Annotated in this window: 11 protein-coding genes; 5 read left to right on the top strand and 6 right to left on the bottom strand. The window is 69.5% G+C overall.

Features of this window, described 5'->3' with window-relative positions; genetic code table 11:
- Window positions 1–72: 72 nt before the first annotated feature.
- From pgm to glgX, 6 genes are read right to left on the bottom strand one after another with little or no spacing between them, the layout of a single operon-like run.
- Window positions 73–1734 carry a phosphoglucomutase (alpha-D-glucose-1,6-bisphosphate-dependent) gene (gene pgm / locus GA707_RS00980; protein WP_152176557.1) on the bottom strand — a complete coding sequence of 554 codons (1662 nt, stop codon included), beginning with the start codon at window positions 1732–1734 and terminating at the stop codon, window positions 73–75.
- A complete protein-coding gene (gene glgB, locus GA707_RS00975; protein ID WP_152176556.1) occupies window positions 1731–4067 on the bottom strand; it encodes a 1,4-alpha-glucan branching protein GlgB in 2337 nt (778 codons plus the stop codon). Before glgB ends, pgm begins: the two co-directional genes overlap by 4 nt.
- Entirely contained in the window at window positions 4064–5536 is a 1473-nt protein-coding gene (locus tag GA707_RS00970; protein WP_152176555.1) for a phosphotransferase, read from the bottom strand. Before GA707_RS00970 ends, glgB begins: the two co-directional genes overlap by 4 nt.
- The gene (treS, locus tag GA707_RS00965) at window positions 5529–7256 is read right to left on the bottom strand and encodes a maltose alpha-D-glucosyltransferase (protein WP_152176554.1); all 1728 of its coding nucleotides are present in this window, start codon (window positions 7254–7256) and stop codon (window positions 5529–5531) included. The genes GA707_RS00970 and treS overlap by 8 nt, the downstream gene beginning before the upstream one ends.
- A gap of 2 nt (window positions 7257–7258) precedes the next feature.
- Window positions 7259–9334 carry an alpha-1,4-glucan--maltose-1-phosphate maltosyltransferase gene (locus tag GA707_RS00960; protein WP_370459962.1) on the bottom strand — a complete coding sequence of 692 codons (2076 nt, stop codon included), beginning with the start codon at window positions 9332–9334 and terminating at the stop codon, window positions 7259–7261.
- 49 nt (window positions 9335–9383) lie between these two features.
- Window positions 9384–11510 carry a glycogen debranching protein GlgX gene (glgX, locus tag GA707_RS00955; protein WP_370459961.1) on the bottom strand — a complete coding sequence of 709 codons (2127 nt, stop codon included), beginning with the start codon at window positions 11508–11510 and terminating at the stop codon, window positions 9384–9386.
- Between the two features lie 156 nt (window positions 11511–11666).
- Here glgX and GA707_RS00950 point away from each other — a divergent pair, with 156 nt between their 5' ends.
- From GA707_RS00950 to GA707_RS00925, 5 genes are all read left to right on the top strand, one after another.
- Window positions 11667–12230, top strand: a complete 564-nt coding sequence (locus tag GA707_RS00950) for a YbjN domain-containing protein (protein ID WP_152176551.1) — start codon at window positions 11667–11669, stop codon at window positions 12228–12230.
- On the top strand, window positions 12223–13011 hold the full coding sequence (locus GA707_RS00945; RefSeq protein WP_226963442.1) for an enoyl-CoA hydratase/isomerase family protein: 789 nt from the start codon (window positions 12223–12225) through the stop codon (window positions 13009–13011). Before GA707_RS00950 ends, GA707_RS00945 begins: the two co-directional genes overlap by 8 nt.
- 253 nt (window positions 13012–13264) lie before the next feature.
- Entirely contained in the window at window positions 13265–15349 is a 2085-nt protein-coding gene (locus GA707_RS00935) for a cell wall-binding repeat-containing protein (protein WP_193315105.1), read from the top strand.
- Window positions 15350–15563: 214 nt separating this feature from the next.
- A complete protein-coding gene (locus GA707_RS00930) occupies window positions 15564–16346 on the top strand; it encodes an electron transfer flavoprotein subunit beta/FixA family protein (RefSeq protein WP_152176547.1) in 783 nt (260 codons plus the stop codon).
- Window positions 16347–16374: 28 nt separating this feature from the next.
- Complete coding sequence (locus GA707_RS00925; protein ID WP_152176546.1) at window positions 16375–17334, top strand: electron transfer flavoprotein subunit alpha/FixB family protein; 960 nt, start codon at window positions 16375–16377, stop codon at window positions 17332–17334.
- Window positions 17335–17337: the final 3 nt, after the last annotated feature.

Genomic DNA, 17337 nt, shown 5'->3' with positions numbered 1-17337 from the left:
CCGGTCACGTGCCGCGGGGAGCGAGACCGTGCCGATTCCTCTGGGGAGCCCTCCGGCGGAGTGGCCCGCTCCTCAGCGACTCAGCGCCGCGTCGACGACCTCCCGCGCCTCCGCCTGCACCCTCGCGAGGTGCTCGGGTCCCTCGAAGGACTCGGCGTAGATCTTGTAGACGTCCTCTGTGCCGGACGGTCGCGCGGCGAACCAGGCGGACTCGGTGACGACTTTGAGTCCTCCGATCGCGGCGCCGTTGCCGGGCGCTTCGGTGAGCTTGGCGACGATCGGTTCGCCGGCGAGGGCGTCTGCGGTGACGTCCTCGGGAGACAGAGCGGACAGCCGAGCCTTCTGCTCGCGATCCGCGGGTGCGTCGACTCGCGCGTAGGCCGGCTCGCCATGCCGCCTGGTCAGCTCGGCATACAGCTCACTCGGGGTACTGCCCGTCGAGGCGAGGATCTCGGAGGCGAGGAGGGCCAGCAGGATCCCGTCCTTGTCCGTCGTCCAGACCGAGCCGTCGCGGCGTAGGAAGGACGCTCCGGCCGACTCCTCGCCACCGAAAGGCCCGGAGCCGTCGAGCAGTCCGGGGACGAACCACTTGAACCCGACCGGGACCTCGACCAGGCGCCTGCCGAGGTCGGCGGCAACGCGGTCGATCATCGAGGAGGAGACGAGCGTCTTGCCCACGAAGCCGTCGGCACGCCACTGCGGCCGGGCGCCGCCGAAGAGGTACTGGATGGCGACCGCGAGGTAGTGGTTGGGGTTGAGCAGACCGGCATCCGGCGTGACGATCCCATGGCGGTCCGCGTCGGCGTCGTTCCCGGTCGCGATGTCGAAGGCGTCGCGCTGCTCGATGAGCGCCGCCATCGCCGAGGGGGAGGAGCAGTCCATCCGGATCTTGCCGTCCCAGTCCAGCGTCATGAACCGCCACGTGGGGTCGACCCGGTTGTTGACCACGGTGAGGTCGAGCCGGTGTCGCTCCGCGATCGCGCCCCAGTAGTCGACCGCGGCACCGCCGAGAGGGTCGGCCCCGATCCGTATCCCCGCGTCGCGGACCTTCTCGAGATCGAGAACCTGCGGCAGGTCGTCGACATAGGTGCCGAGGAAGTCGTATGCGGTGGCCGCCGCACGCGCGCGGGCGAACGGGATGCGGCGCACGCCCTCGAGAGCGGCCGCGACGTATTCGTTGGCCGCGGCAGCGATGGCGGACGTGGCCGCGGAGTCGGCCGGTCCGCCGTGGGGAGGGTTGTACTTGAAGCCTCCGTCCTGGGGCGGGTTGTGCGACGGCGTGACGACGATGCCGTCCGCCAGTCCCGGTGCGGTGAGGTCGTCGATGCGGGTCACCTTCCCCCGGTTGGCCCGGAGGATGGCGTGCGAGAGGGCAGGTGTCGGCGTGTAGCGGTCAGCGGCGTCGACCAGCACCGTGACGTCGTTGGCCGCAAGGACCTCGAGCGCCGTCGCCCAGGCGGGCTCCGACAGCGCGTGGGTGTCCCGGGCCAGGAACAACGGGCCGTTGAAGCCCTGTGCGCGCCGGTAGTCGACGATCGCCTGGGTCGTGGCGAGGATGTGGTCCTCGTTGAACGAGGTCCGCAGGCTCGACCCCCGGTGCCCGGAGGTCCCGAAGACGACCTGCTGGTCGACGTCCTCGGGATCCGGCTTGCGGGTGTAGTAGGCCGTCACCAGATGGGCCACATCGACGAGGTCCTCGTAACGGGCCGGGGTCCCGGCGCGGTCGCTGCTCATGCCTGGCTCCTGTCGTCGTCGCCTCCGTCGTCCGCCGTCGCCGGCATGGGAAGGTCGTCAGCGCGGTCGTCCGGGGCGTTCTCCCCGGGGGTGGACTGCGATGCGGGCGCGTCGTCGACCACGTCGCCGGGGACCGTGGGCTCGTCCACCGGCACGAGGTACAGCGCGCTGAGGGCCGCGAGACGCACCGTCACGCTGTACGGCTGGCCGTGCCACGGCTCGGCCTCCGCGTCGAGCACCCGGTCGGCCTGTGAGGGCGAGCTGAACTCGTCGAAGCCCGAGGTGTCGAGCGCAACGCGCCAGCGTCCGGCGCGGGGGAGGCCGATCCGGATCCACTCCTTGGGGTCACCGCTGAAATTGACCACCGCGGCGAGGACGTCGCCGGTCCGCTCCGCATCCGCGAACCGGAGGTAGGAGACGGTGTTGCCGCCGTTGTCGTCCGCGTCGAGCCACTCGAAGCCTGCCGCCGAGGAGTCCAGCCGCCACAGCGCCTCGTGCCGGCGGTACAGGGCGTTGAGCTCCTTGACCAGCGCGTGCACCCGGTAGTGCGCGGCGTGGTCGAGGAGCCACCAGTCGAGTGAGCGCCCGTCGGCCCACTCGCCCGGCTGTGCGAACTCGGATCCCATGAAGAGAAGCTGCTTTCCGGGGTGGGACCACATGTAGGCGAGGTAGGCGCGCAGGGTCGCGAGCTGGTCGTAACGGCTGCCGGGCACCTTGTTCAGCAGCGAGCCCTTGCCGTGGACGACCTCGTCGTGGCTGATGGGCAGAACGTAGTTCTCGCTGAACGCGTACATCAGCGCGAAGGTCAGCAGGTTGTGGTGGTACTGCCGGTGGATCGGCTGCTGGCCGAGGTATCGCAGCGAGTCGTTCATCCACCCCATGTTCCACTTCAGACCGAAGCCGAGCCCGCCTTCCCCGGTCGGCTTGGTCACCCCCGGCCACGAGGTGGACTCCTCGGCGATCATGACGATGCCGGGGTTGCGCTTGTATGCGGTGGCGTTCGCCTCCTGGAGCAGGCCGATCGCCTCGAGATGCTCCCGTCCGCCGTACTCGTTCGGCAGCCACTGGCCGTCGCTGCGTGAGTAGTCGAGGTAGAGCATCGAGGCCACGGCATCCACCCGGAGCCCGTCGGCGTGGAACTCCTCGAGCCAGTAGCACGCGTTGGCGACGAGGAAGTTGCGGACCTCCCGGCGGCCGAAGTCGAACACGTGCGTTCCCCAGTCGGGCTGGTCGCCCCGTCGCGGGTCCGGGTGCTCGTAAAGGGGCAGGCCGTCGAACCGGGCCAGCGCGAACGCGTCCTTGGGGAAGTGCCCCGGGACCCAGTCCAGGATGACCCCGATGCCGGCCTGGTGGAGACGGTCGACGAGGTAGCGGAAGTCGTCGGGGGTCCCGAGCCGAGCCGTGGGGGCGAAGTAGCCGGTGACCTGGTAGCCCCAGGAGGGGCCGTAGGGGTGCTCCATCACGGGCAGCAGCTCGACGTGCGTGAACCCGAGGTCCACGACGTAGTTGACGAGGTGCTCGGCCATGTCCCGATAGGTCTGACCCTGCCGCCACGACTGGAGGTGAACCTCGTAGATGCTCATCGGGCCGGTGTGGGCGTCGTGTCTCGCCCGACGCTCGAGCCACTCCGAGTCACCCCACTCATAGGAGCTCTCGGTGACCACGGAGGCAGTCCGCGGCGGGGCCTCGGTCCGCCGGGCGAGGGGGTCCGCCTTCGCCCGCACCTGGTCGTCGGCGCCGCGGATCTCGTACTTGTAGGCTGCACCCTCGCCGACGCCGGGGACGAACAGCTCCCAGACGCCGCTGGAGCCGAGCAGGCGCATGGCGTGCCCCGCGCCGTCCCAGTCGTTGAAGTCCCCGATGACCCGGACGGCTCGAGCGCGCGGTGCCCAGACTGCGAACGAGGTGCCGACGACGTGACCGAGTGGGCCGTCGTAGCGGCGAACGTGGGCACCGAGGACGGTCCAGAGCTGCTCATGGCGTCCCTCGCCGATGAGGTGCAGGTCGATGGAGCCGAGCGTCGGGGTGAACCGGTAGGGGTCGTCGTTCTGGTGCTCGATCCCGTCGCTCCAGGTGGTGAGGATGCGGTAGTCCATCGTCCGCTCGGTGTGCGGACGCACGCCACGCCAGACTCCTTGTGCCTCGTGTTCGAGCTCGAGCAGCTGCCCGTCCTCGAAACGCACCCGGACCCGGCTCGCGAGGGGTCGGAAGGCCCGCACCAGGAGGCCGTGCTCGACGACGTGTTGACCGAGGAGGTCATGGGGCTGCTGATGGCGGCCTTGGACGAGCGCGGCGATCGCGCCGGGGACCTCGTGGGTGGGGGTTGAGCTCACGAGCTCGCACCTCTCTCTTCGTCGTGCTCCCCTGGATGCTCCAGGAGGCGGGTGATGGCGGCCACCGGGATGGCCAACCACGTCGGGCGGTTGCGGGCTTCGTAGACGACTTCGTAGAGCGCCTTGTCGATGAGGAAGGCCCGCAGCAGGTCATGACGTTCGCGCGGATCGGGGCCTGTTCCGGCGTATCCCTCCAGGAAGGCGGTGACGCCATTGTCCACCCAGGCGCGCGCGCTGCTCCCGGGCCTGTCGTGCTCGACGGAGCCGCCCGCATAGTCGAAGGACCGGAGCATCCCGGCGATGTCGCGGAAGGGCGAGTCCGGCAGGGACCGCTCGGCGAGTGGCCGCAACGGTTCTCCCTCGAAGTCGAGGAGGAGCCAGCCGCGCTCAGGCGAGTGCAGCACCTGACCGAGGTGGAAGTCCCCGTGGATGCGCTGCAGCGCCGGCCAGGACGCAGCCTCGGCGGCGCTGATGGCCGTCTCGATCTGGTCGGCCCGGGTGGCGATCTCGGGCACGAGAGCGCTTGCGGCGGCGAGGCGGCGGCGGGTGACCGCGGTGATGCGCGCGATGTCGGAAGGACCGGCCGCCCTCGTCGGCAGCGCCTCGGCGAGGGCGGTGTGGACCTCGGCCGTCGCTGCTCCGAGCTCTCGCGCCGCGGCGGCGAAATCGGTCCCTGCGCCGGCCGCCCGCAGCGCTACCCGCCAGGCATCCTCGGAGCCGGCGATGAACTCCTGGGCGAACGCGAGGTGCCCGGAACTGAGTAGCCCGGGACTGAGAGAGCCGGAGGCGGTCGGTGCGGACGGCCAGGAGCCGACGACGGATCCGACGACGTCGGGCACCCGGCGGCACCCGGCCTCCCGGAGGGCGCTCTGGAGGACCACGTCCGGGTTGTCCCCATCGGAGAGCGTCCGGAAGATCTTGACGATCACCGGCGTCGGCGTGCCGTCCGTGTCAGCGGCGTCGAGGATGACGGACGTGTTGGACTGCTCACCCACGAGGACCTTGCTGCCCAGGACCGTGACCCGCGAGTGCCAGGAGGAGGCGGTGTGCCCGGTGAACCGCTCATCGAGGGTGTCGCTCTCGCTGCTCGACTCGGCGAGGGTCTCGGACTGGATCATGCTCATGAGTGCCGCTGCGTACACCGGGTCGTGGGCACCGTCGTAGACCCATCGCGGGCCGAGGACGCCGTGTTCCATCGTGCCCACGAGGGCGTGGGCCAGCGCGTCGACGGGACCACCTCGGTAGGTGAGCGGGACCTGGTAGGTCACCGGCTCGGGCCCGGCCGAGTCGGACACCAGGAGGGTTTCGATGCCGACGTCACCCTCGGGGTCCGGCAGCCGCCAGGCCGCGAGGACGGTGAGGTCGGGCGTGGAGCCCTTCGCCGCATACCATCGCTGCGCTCCCATCCACCCGGTGAGCAGCTCGGTCTTGGTGGGCCTGATCCAGGTCCCTCGGTGGATCTCAGCCACGCCGCTCCTCGGGTTCCACGGCGGGGATCAACCCGAGCCAGAAGAAGTCACGGGACCCGAGCGTCACCGAGATGGTGCCGTCGTCGTCGATGTCGGGGAACCCGGACCCGCCGAACAGGTCGAAGGTGACGGCGCGGGCATACCCCTCCGGCAGCGTGATCCGGGTCGCCTGAGGTCGCGAGGACAGGTTGTTGATGCAGAGCACCGCCTGCGCCGAGCGGTCCTCGGCCGGGAGCCGCTCGGCGTGCGACCGCACGAAGGCGAGGATGTGGTCGTTGCTGCTCGCGGCCATGGTGAAGTCGCCGAGGCCGAACACGGGGTGCGCCTTGCGCACCGCCAGCATGCCGCGCAGCCAATGGAGCAGCGACGAGCTGTGCGCCATCTGCGCCTCGACGTTGGTCGAGTTGTAGTGGAACACGAGTGAGGTGATGACCGGGAGGTAGAGCTTACCCGGGTCCGAGCCCGAGAAGCCGGCGTTGCGGTCCGGCGTCCACTGCATGGGAGTGCGAGAGGCATCCCGGTCCTCGAGCCAGATGTTGTCGCCCATCCCGATCTCGTCGCCGTAATAGAGACACGGCGAACCCGGCAGGCTGAGCACCATCGCGTGGATGAGCTCGAGCTCGGGGCGCGAGTTGTCGAGCAGGGGCGCCAGCCGTCGCCGGATGCCGACGTTGGCCCGCATCCGAGGATCGGGTGCGTACCAGCCGTACATCGCGGCCCGCTGCTCCGGGGTGACCATCTCGAGGGTCAGCTCGTCGTGGTTGCGCAGGAACGTGCCCCACTGGCCGGACGCCGGGATCGGGGGGGTGTCGGCGAGCACGTCGATGATCGGCGCCGCGCGCTCCTCACGCAGTGAGTAGTAGAGCATCGGCATGACCGGGAAGTGGAAGCACATCTGGCACTCCGGTCGATCCTCGGTGCCGAAGTAGTCGACGACGTCGTGCGGCGGCTGGTTGGCCTCGGCCAGCAGGATCCGGCCCGGGTACTCGCTGTCGACCATGGCCCGGACGTCCGCGACGATGTCGTGCGTGCGCGGATGGTTCTCGCCGTTGTGGCCGTCCTCCTCGATGAGATAGGGGATGGCGTCGAGCCGGAACCCGTCGATCCCGAGGTCCATCCAGAACCGCACGACGTCCTTCATCGCCTCGAGCACGGCCGGGTTCTCGTAGTTCAGATCCGGTTGGTGCGAGAAGAAGCGGTGCCAGAAGAACTGCCGGCGCACCGGGTCGAAGGTCCAGTTCGACTCCTCGGTGTCGACGAAGATGATGCGGGCGTCCTGGTACTTCTCGTCGGTGTCGGACCAGACGTAGAAGTCCCCGTAGGGCCCGTCGGGATCGGACCTGCTCGCCTGGAACCACGGATGCTGGTCGCTCGTGTGGTTCATGACGAAGTCCGTGATGATGCGGATGCCGCGGGCGTGCGCCTCGGCGACGAGCTGGCGGAAGTCCTCGATCGTGCCGAACTCGGGCAGGACCGCGGTGTAGTCGGCGATGTCGTAGCCGCCGTCGCGCAGCGGGCTCGCGTAGAACGGCGGGATCCACAGACAGTCGACGCCCAGCCACTGGAGATAGTCGAGTCGGCTGATCACCCCCTGCAGGTCGCCGGTGCCCGATCCCGTGGTGTCCGAGAAGGCGCGCACGAGGACCTCGTAGAAGACCGCCGTCTTGTACCACTCGGTGTCGTGCCGTAGCCCGGGCTGGCTCAGGTTCAGGCCCTGCACGGTCACCTCCGCACCGAGATGACGTGGACGGGCTCGTTCTCGGGGCCGAGGCGGACGTAGTTGTGCTCGCCCCAGGACCACTCGGAGCCGGTGATCTCGTCACGGGCCACGAACCGGTCGTAGTAGTCCATGCCGAGCTCGGGCATGGACAGCCGGACCTGCGTCTCGCGCGTGCTGTGTGGGTCGAGGTTGGCGACCACGAGGACGATGTCCTCGCTCCCGTCGCGGAGCACTCGGCGCTTGCTGAACACCATCACGTTCTCGTCATCGGCGTGGTGGAACACGATGTTGCGCAGCCAGTGCAGCGCCGGGTGGGCGCGGCGGATCTCGTTGATCCTCGTGAGATAGCCGGCGAGCGACTGACCTTCCCGGTCGCCGCCGGGCTCGTAGCGGTACCACTCGCGGTCCTTGTACTCGTACTTCTCGTTGTTGATCTGCTCCTCGGCGCCGGGACGGGCGATGTGTTCGTGCAGCTCGTAACCGGTGTAGATGCCGTAGGTCGGGACGAGGGTGGCGGCGAGCGCGGCCCGCAGCTTCCAGGCTGTGGGTCCGCCGAACTGCATGTAGGGGGTGAGGATGTCGTGGGTCGTCGGCCAGAACGACGGACGCATGTATGCGGCCGCATCGCCGGCGAGCTCCCGGCAGTACTCCTCGAGCTCGTGCTTGGTGTTGCGCCAGGCGTAGTAGGTGTAGCTCTGCTGGAAGCCGACCTTGGCCAGGGTGTGCATCATCGCCGGCTTGGTGAAGGCCTCCGAGAGCCAGATGACCTCGGGATGGTCCTCGGCGACATCGGCGATGAGCCACTGCCAGAACTGGACGGGCTTGGTGTGCGGGTTGTCGACCCGGAAGATCTTCACGCCGTGGTCGATCCACACCTGGATGACGCGGCGCATCTCGCGGTAGGCACCGACCGGGTCGTTGTCGAAGTTCAGCGGGTAGATGTCCTGGTACTTCTTGGGAGGGTTCTCGGCGTATGCGATGGTTCCGTCCGCGCGGGTCGTGAACCACTCCGGGTGCTGGGTGACGTAGGGGTGGTCGGGGGAGCACTGCAGCGCCAGGTCCATGGCGACCTCGAGGCCGAGCTCCTGCGCGCGCGCGACGAAGTAGTCGAAGTCCTCGAACGTCCCGAGCTCCGGATGGATGGCGTCGTGGCCGCCGTCGGGGGAGCCGATGGCGTACGGACTGCCGGGGTCGTCCGGTCCGGCGTCGAGACTGTTGTTCGGACCCTTCTTGGCGGCCGAGCCGATCGGGTGGATCGGGGTGAGGTAGACGACGTCGAAACCCATGTCCGCGATGGCCGGGAGTCGCTGGGCGGCGGTGCGCAGGGTCCCGCTCCTCCACCGACCCGTCCGCGGGTCGCGGACCGCCCCCTCGGACCGGGGGAAGATCTCGTACCAGGCGCCGGTGAGGGCGAGCTCGCGCTCGACGAGCAGGGGGTATGCGGGGCTCGGGCTGACCATCTCGCGCAGCGGACGTTCGGTCATCTCCGTGCGGGCCGGCTCTCCGGCGCCCGCGTCGAGACGGACCTGGGTGCCGACCGAGGTGTCCCGTAGTCCGGCGACGGCGTCCTCGAGGATGCGCTGCTGGTCAGGCGTCCGGTCGACGTCCGCGAGGGCCCGTTCGAAGACCCGAGCACCCTCCTCGAGCATCAGGTCGACATCGACTCCCGCCGCGATCTTGATCATCGCGTCGTGGCGCCAGGTCCCGTAGGGGTCGGACCACCCCTCCACCCGGTAGTGCCATGTTCCGGTCCGGGTCGCCGAGACGGTGGCCTCCCAGGTGCTCAGACCCTCGTTGGTGCACTCCATGGGCACGACGGTCTCCGCGCCGTCGGGGTCGACGAGGACGACGCTGGCGTTCACCGCGTCATGTCCTTCGCGGAAGACACGTGCGGTGACGACGAACTCCTCGTGCACGACCGACTTCGCGGGCAGGCGGCCTTCGTCGACGCTCGGCCGCACGTCCTGGACGGGGATCCGGCCGAGCGGGGTCTGGGGAGGCTCCGAGAGGGGTGGCCGGGCCGACGTGGTCGGCTCGAGCGCGGGGGAGGGGACGTGCGGCTCTGTCGGTGGCGTCACCCGCCCAACGCTATCGAAAGGTCGCACACTGAGGCAGGACGCGCTGTCCTCACGTCGGATCCTGGGCGCGGTAGACGCGCAGGCTCGCAGCCTCGACCGTCACCGGCGTGCCGGGCAGGAGGGGAGCGCCCTGCGCGGCGGGCGAGTCGGCTCCCTCGGACGGGTGCTCCCACGTGGAGTCCCAGAGGAGCGAGTACCCGAGCAGCCCAGGGGCCTTGGGCAGGTTCACGGACGATGCTCGTCCGCCGCCGTGGAGGACGATGAGCAGGCTGTCGGTGTCGAGCCACGCGCCGTCGAGCAACATCTGGAGGGTGTGCGTCGCCGCCGACTCCCATGCCCTCGTGTCGAGCTCGGCCCCGTCGGTGCCGTACCAGGCGACATCGAGGGAGCCGTCGGCCGACACGGGTTGACCGGTGTGGAAGGTTCGTTGCCGCAGGACGGGATGGCGGCGCCGCAAGCCGGTCAGGAACCGGGCGGTCTCGAGCAGGTCCTCTCGCCACGGCTCGAGGTCCCAGTCGACCCACATCTCCTCGATGTCGAGGCAGTAGGGGTTGTTGTTCCCCCACTGGGTCCGGCCGAGCTCGTCTCCAGCATTGAGCATCGGGACGCCGTTCGCGAGGAGGAGGGTTGCCATGAGGTTGCGCATGGAACGGCGTCGGTCCCGCAGGATGGACGCGCTGGCGTCGGCCCATCCTTCGCGACCGTGGTTGTAGGAGCGGTTGTCGTCGGTGCCGTCGCGGTTGCCCTCACCGTTGGCGCCGTTGTGCTTGCGGTTGTAGGCGGTGAGGTCGGCGAGCGTGAAGCCGTCGTGTGCGGTGACGAAGTTGACCGAGGCCAGCGGACCACGGTCGCGCGCCGCGAAGAGGTCCTGGCTGCCGGCCAGCCTGGTGGCGAGGTCGCGGACTCCGTGACCGGTGTGCCCGTGCTGAGCCGCGCGGACGTCACTGAGCCAGAACGTGCGCACCGAGTCCCGGAAGCGGTCGTTCCACTCGACGAACGGCGGTGGGAACTGACCGGTGCGCCATCCTCCCGGTCCGACGTCCCACGGCTCGGCGACGAGTTTGACCCGCGAGAGCACGGGATCGACGCGGAGCGCGACGAGGAAGGGGTGGTCGGGGTCGTACTCACTGGTCCGTCCCCGTCCCAGGGTGACCGCGAGGTCGAACCGGAAGCCATCCACGTGACACTCGGTCACCCAGTACCGGAGGGAGTCGAGTACCATCTGGGCGACGATGGGGTGCCTCAGGTTGAGGCTGTTCCCGCAGCCGGTGAAGTCGACGTCGGCGCCCCGATCGTCGAGCCGGTAGTACGCCCGGTTGTCGAGCCCGCGCCACGAGTACGTCGGCCCATGGGAGTCCCCTTCGCACGTGTGGTTGTAGACGACGTCGAGGATGACCTCGATTCCCGCCGCGTGCAGAAGCTTGACCATGCCCTTGAACTCCGCGAGGACGCCTCCGGGGTCGGTCGTCGAGGCGTAGGCGGCGTGCGGGGCGAAGAAGCCGAGGGTGTTGTATCCCCAGTGGTTGGTCAGTCCGCGCTGGACGAGATGGGCCTCGGAGGTGGAGGCCTGCACCGGGAGGAGCTCGACGGCGGTCACGCCGAGGCGCTGCAGGTGCTCGATGACCGCCGGGTGTGCGAGTCCGGCGTAGGTCCCGCGCAGTTCCGCGGGCACGGCCGGGTGGCGCATGGTGAGGTTCTTGACGTGGGTCTCGTAGACGACGGTCTCGGTGAGCGGTGTCCCCGGAGGTCGGTCCTCGCCCCAGTCGAATCCGTTGTCGAGGACGACACCGCGCGGCATGTGCGCGGCCGAGTCCAGCGCGGAGGGGATCTGCCCGTCTCCGCGCCAGTCGCTGCGCCGCACCTTGTGGGCGTACGACTCGGGGCCGAGGCGCACGGCACCCTCGATCCCGCGCGCGTACGGGTCGAGCAGCAGCTTGTTCTCGTTGTACCTGAGCCCGAGGTCGGGCGCCCATGGGCCGCGCGCGCGCAGCGCGTAGCGCTGTCCCGCACCGAGGCCCTCCACGAATCCCCACCACCAGCCGTGCGCTCTCTCGGGCAGGGGTATGCGTCGCTCGCTCTCCCCGGTGAGGTCGCCCGGCTCGAAGAGACAGAGGTCGATGCCGTCCGCGTGGCCGGCGTACACGGACACGTCGGCGCCCCCGTCCCGAAGCGTCACCCCGGGTAGGGGAGGGAGGTCACGGGCTGAGCGGGGGTGGCGGGGACGCGCGGGCGGCGACATGGTGACCCATCCTAGGGAGGGGAGCCGTGGACCGGAGCGCCGTCCGGCCGTGTGGACGTCACGGGCCCGGGCGGCGGGGATACGGTGGGACGCATGAGTGATCCCACCGCCCTCCCCAGCTTCCCACCGCCCGCCGACGAGCACCCGTTGCGCGGGCTCGTCATCGACGCCCTGCAGGACCTCGGTCTCGAGCCGAACCTCGACAAGGAGGGCGACGTCGCCTTCACGGCCAACGACCAGCAGATGTTCGTCCGGTGCCTGGAGTCCGAGGTCAAGATCATGCGGGTCTTCGGCCAGTGGCAGCTGGCCGACCCGGTGCCCCAGGACAAGGTGATGCAGCTCTCGGTGTGCAACGACGTCAACCTGTCGATGACGATGGTCAAGACCGGCATCGGCAACGACGCGCTCGTCGTCACCTCCGAACACCTGGTCACCGACACCACGGCGGTGAAGAACCTCGTGTCGGTCAGCGTGCAGATCACGCTCGCGACGGTCCAGCAGTGGCATGAGCGGATCATGAAGCTCGCGGAGCGGATCGCCGAGCAGCGCAGGGCGGCCGCCGATGCGACCGCCGGCGACGGCGACGACCGGCCGGACGCCGTCGCCGGCGATGCGGCGTCCGCGGACGACGGGAGCGAGGGTGAGTCGCGTGAGTGAGGTGGTACGGGTCGAGCGGGACGGGGGGATCGCGACGATCCGCCTCGATCGCCCGCCGATGAACGCCCTCAACGCCGAGGTCCAGGGAGCGCTGGCCGCCGCGTGCGCCGAGGTCGGGTCGGACCGCGACGCCGCCGCGGTCATCGTCTACGGAGGCGAGAAGGTCTTCGCCGCGGGGGCGGACATCAAGGAGATGGCGACCATGTCCTACGCGGAGATGGCGGAGCACTCCACGCTGCTCCAGGACTTCACCAGGGCCCTGGCCCGTATCCCCAAACCGACGGTCGCCGCGATCACCGGGTATGCGCTGGGCGGCGGGTGTGAGGTCGCTCTCGCATGCGACTTCCGGGTGGCGGCCAGGAAGGCCCGTCTCGGTCAGCCGGAGATCCTGCTCGGGATCATTCCGGGGGCCGGTGGCACGCAGCGCCTCGCCCGACTCGTGGGCCCGGCCCGTGCCAAGGAGCTCATCTTCTCCGGTCGGTTCGTCTCCGCCGACGAGGCGCTGGCCATCGGCCTGGTCGACGAGGTGGTCGACAGCGAGGAGCCGGACGCCGTGTACGCCGCCGCCAGGGCCCGGCTGCAGCCCTACGTGGGTGGTCCGGCCCTGGCCCTGCGCGCGGCGAAGGAGGCGGTGGACCGCGGTCTGGAGGTGGACCTCGAGTCGGGTTTGGAGATCGAACGCATGCTCTTCGCCGGCCTGTTCGCGACCGACGACCAGAAGGCCGGGATGCAGTCGTTCGTGGAGAACGGGCCCGGAAAGGCCACCTTCAGCGGCTCCTGACCCGTCGCGCTGGGCAGGCTCCTCGTCCGAACGGCCGATACCGTGTCTCACGGCCTCACCATCGCAGATGAATTCTGTTGTGTCGCACAGCATTCGACCACGTGACGAAGGTCATGTCCCCAACCGTGGATCGACGCGCCACGGGGGAGCAGTGTGAGTCCCGACGGGGACTCTTGTGGGCATGGGCTCACCAGGATCCCGCCCGGTCCCCGCCCCAGGGACGCGTCGTACGACGCTGGAATGGGAGCACGCCATGGTTCGCTCGAGGACTGCACGGACATTCGTCGCCCTTGCCGTCGCCGCTCTCGTCGCCCCGGCCTCGGCCCTCGCTGCGCAGGGTCCCGGAGGCGGCGGTGGTGGAGGCGGCGGTGGCGGCGGCGGTAGCGGGGAGTTGTACGCCGACCTCGTCTTCCTCCATCGGGCTGAGAACGGAACGCCGATCCTGGCGGACTTCACCTACACCGACGCAGAGCTCGGCGAGACGACCGAGTACTGCGTCCAACCGGTCTCGTACGCGGAGATCCCGGGCATCGCGCCCGTGACCAATCCCGTCGATGGTCGGCAGGTGTGGCTGGTGCCGCTCATGGGTGAACTGATGACGGAGGACGGCTACGTTCCGCCCACCGATGTCGAGGTCGGGGCCTGCGACCCGCAGGCCGACTACCTGACGTACGTCTCCGAGGTCGAGCTCGAACGCCTCAACTTCGTCCGGACGTCCGAGGCGGTCATCGCCTCCAAGCTCGCAGCCGTCAACGAACGCCTGCTCGCCGCGACGAACATCACCCTCGACGGCGCCGGCCGGATCACGACCGATGGCGTGCCGATCGACGCCTCGCCGGAGAACGCGGCGATTTATCAGACGATCATGAAGACGGGAACCCTTCCCGGTCTCGAGATCCACGACGAGGTGACCGCCGGACCGCCGGCCTTCATCGACCCGCTCGACGCGTGGATGCTCGCCGGCGCCTCGATGGGAGCGGCTTCCGGCAAGGAGGTCCCGCTGTCGATCGACGCGGTCCTCTACTACAACCGGATCATCCCCTTCCCGCCCGCGGGCTGGGTCGCCCCGGACGGCTGGACCGTCGAGTTCAACCAGTCCGCCGACCCCGACGCGACGGACGGCGTCGACGTCCCCGCCGAGCTCTTCGTCGACTACTCGGACTTCACCTACACCCGGTCCGAGTACTTCGTGGGCAGCGTCACCTGGCTGCACGTCCCGTCGCTGACCTGGCGGGTCGACCGCATCCTCGACGTCGTCCCGTTCACCAACCTGACCGCGCTCGCCGACGACGCCGTCGACGACGCGGAGTTGACCGGTGTGCTGGGCTTCGCCCAGTGGGTCGACGACGTGCGCAGCGTCATCGCGTACTACCACGCGAACGAGGTCATCGAGGGCTTCTACTTCGACGCCATCGGTCAGGACACGACGGAGGACCAGAAGCTCGCACTCCTCGCCCCCTCGGCCGTGACCCAGGTCGGCGGGGTGGACCGCATCGAGACCGCCATCCTGCTCTCACAGGAGCGCTTCGCCGACGACGCGGCGGGAGCGGTCGTCCTGACCCGCTCGGACGACTTCCCCGACGCACTCGTGTCCGTCCCGCTGTCGAAGAAGGTCGACGCACCGATCCTGTTGACCCGGCTGCTCCTCGACCCGCGCGTGGCCACCGAGATCGACCGGGTTCTCCCGGACGACGGCACGGTCTACATCGTGGGCGGGGTCAACGGCGTCTCCGCGTCGGTCGAGGCCGCACTCGTGGCGAAGGGCTACACGGTCAAGCGGATCGCGGGCCCGACCCGCTACGAGACCGCAGTCATGGTGGCCGAGGAGATCGGCACCCCCCTCACGGTCCTCGCCACGACGGGCCTGAACTTCCCCGACGCCTTGGCCGCCGGACCTGCCGCGGCCTGGAGCAACGGCGTCGTCGTCCTGACCCAGGACGGCGTCATGCCCGCTGCCACCGCGGCATACCTGGCGAGCCAGCCCGAGGCGCTCAAGTACGCGGTCGGCGGACCGGCCGCAGCGGCGGCTCCAGCGTTCACGCCGGTCGTGGGGACGACTCGCTACCACACCGCGCAGCTCGTCGCGGAGGAGTTCTTCGAGTTCCCCATGGGCGTGGGTGTCGCCAAGGGCTGGGACTTCCCCGATGGCCTCTCCGGCGGTGCCGACGCAGCTGCGCAGAACTGGCCGATGCTGCTGACCTACACCGACGTCCTGGCCACCCCCACGCGTGACTACATCGAGAGTCACCCGACCGTGGTGCGGGTTGACGTCTACGGCGGCGTCGCAGCCGTCTCGCACGATGTGATCGTCGCCCTCTGGGACGCGTTGACCCGCTGACGGTCCCGCTCGACGTCCCCGGTCCGAGGGCCGGGGACGTCGACCTGTGCGCCCGACAGCGCCCGCGATCGTCCTACGTGGGGAGCGTCACGTGGGTGATGCGTGGGAGGGACCTCGTATGCGGTGCGAGGATGGTCGGTGACTGTCGCCCCCACGAGGCGGCCGCTTCACCGAGAAGCACCCCACCATCCACCGATACGGGAAGGACGACCGGATGAACATCGTCGTCTGCGTCAAGTACGTTCCGGACGCACAGTCCGAGCGGGGTTTCGACGCCTCCGACAACACGACCGACCGCGAGAACGTCGACGGCCTGCTGAGCGAGCTCGACGAGTACGCCGTCGAGGAGGCGCTTAAGCTCGTCGAGGCCGGCGAGGGCGAGGTCACCGTCCTCACGATCGGTCCCGAGCAGGCAGCCGACGCCGTCAAGAAGGCCCTGCAGATGGGTGCCGACAAGGGTGTGCACGTGAGCGACGCCGCCATCAGCGGTTCGGACGCCCCCGCGACGTCCCTCGTGCTGGCCGAGGCGATCCGCAAGATCGGGGGCGCCGACCTCGTCCTCACCGGCATGGCCTCGACCGACGGGTCGATGAGCGTCGTTCCGGCGATGCTCGCCGAGCGCCTCGGGCTCCCGCAGGTGACCTTCGCCTCCGAGCTGACCGTCGACGGCGACACGGTGACGATCCGACGCGACGGAGACGCCGCCTCCGAGACCATCACCGCGTCGCTGCCAGCCCTGGTCTCGGTCACCGACCAGATCAACGAGCCGCGCTACCCGTCGTTCAAGGGCATCATGGCGGCGAAGAAGAAGCCGGTCGAGCGGTGGAGCCTCGCCGACCTCGGCATCGACAGCTCCCAGGTCGGCCTGGGCGCGGCCTGGACGAAGGTCGAGGACGTCACGAAGCGCCCGCCGCGCCAGCAGGGCACGATCGTGCCCGACGAGGGTGACGGCGGAGCCAGGCTCGCCGAGTTCCTCGCCTCCCAGAAGTTCATCTGACGAGACCCCCGAAGGAAGCTGATCACGTATGTCCGAAGTTCTCGTCCTCGTCGACCACGCCGGCGGTGAGGTCCGCAAGACCACCGCTGAGCTCCTCACCATCGCGCGCCGCATCGGCGAGCCGTCCGCGGTCTTCGTCGGTGACGGCGTCGAGTCGGCCACGGAGGCGCTCGCGAGGTTCGGTGCGGAGAAGGTCTACGTCGCCTCCGGTGACGACGTCACCGGATACCTCGTCGCTCCGCAGGCCGAGGTTCTCGCCGCCCTGGTCGAGCAGACCTCGCCGGCGGCGGTCCTCATCCCTGCGAACCCGGCCGGCAAGGAGATCGCGGCCCGACTCGCGATCAAGACCGAGTCCGGCCTCATCACCGATGCCGTCGACGTGCAGGCGAGCCCCGACGGCGGGATCGTCACGACCCAGTCCGTGTTCGCCGGCTCATACACCGTCACGGCGACGGTGACCAAGGGGACGCCGATCATCGCGGTCAAGCCGAACTCCGCAGCCCCGGAGGAGTCGAACGGCGCGGCCGTGCAGACCCCGCTCGACCTGGCCGTGTCCGACGCGGCCAAGGCGGCCCGCATCGTCGAGTCCACCGAGAAGCAGTCGACCGGTCGCCCCGAACTGACCGAGGCGGCCATCGTCGTGTCCGGCGGGCGGGGGACCGGCGGCGACTTTAGCAAGGTGGAGGAGTTCGCCGACAGTCTCGGTGCCGCAGTGGGCGCATCCCGCGCTGCGGTCGACGCGGGCTGGTACCCCCACTCCCACCAGGTCGGCCAGACCGGCAAGCAGGTCTCTCCACAGCTCTACGTCGCGTGTGGAATCTCCGGTGCGATCCAGCACCGGGCCGGTATGCAGACGTCGAAGACCATCGTCGCGGTCAACAAGGACGAGGAGGCGCCGATCTTCGAGCTCGTCGACTTCGGTGTCGTCGGTGACCTTTTCTCGGTCCTGCCGCAGGCGACCGACGCCGTCAAGGCCGCCAAGGGCTGACCG

Source organism: Nostocoides sp. F2B08 (assembly GCF_009184895.1).
Taxonomy (GTDB): domain Bacteria; phylum Actinomycetota; class Actinomycetes; order Actinomycetales; family Dermatophilaceae; genus F2B08.
This window is presented reverse-complemented; position numbering and strand designations above follow the sequence as displayed.

What these genes read in the sequence shown, in the direction of transcription:
- pgm (WP_152176557.1), bottom strand. Translation starts at nt 1,734, where the DNA reads ATGAGCAGCGACCGCGCCGGGACCCCGGCCCGTTACGAGGACCTCGTC.
- GA707_RS00950 (WP_152176551.1), top strand. Translation starts at nt 11,667, where the DNA reads ATGAGTGATCCCACCGCCCTCCCCAGCTTCCCACCGCCCGCCGACGAG.
- GA707_RS00935 (WP_193315105.1), top strand. Translation starts at nt 13,265, where the DNA reads ATGGTTCGCTCGAGGACTGCACGGACATTCGTCGCCCTTGCCGTCGCC.
- GA707_RS00930 (WP_152176547.1), top strand. Translation starts at nt 15,564, where the DNA reads ATGAACATCGTCGTCTGCGTCAAGTACGTTCCGGACGCACAGTCCGAG.
- GA707_RS00925 (WP_152176546.1), top strand. Translation starts at nt 16,375, where the DNA reads ATGTCCGAAGTTCTCGTCCTCGTCGACCACGCCGGCGGTGAGGTCCGC.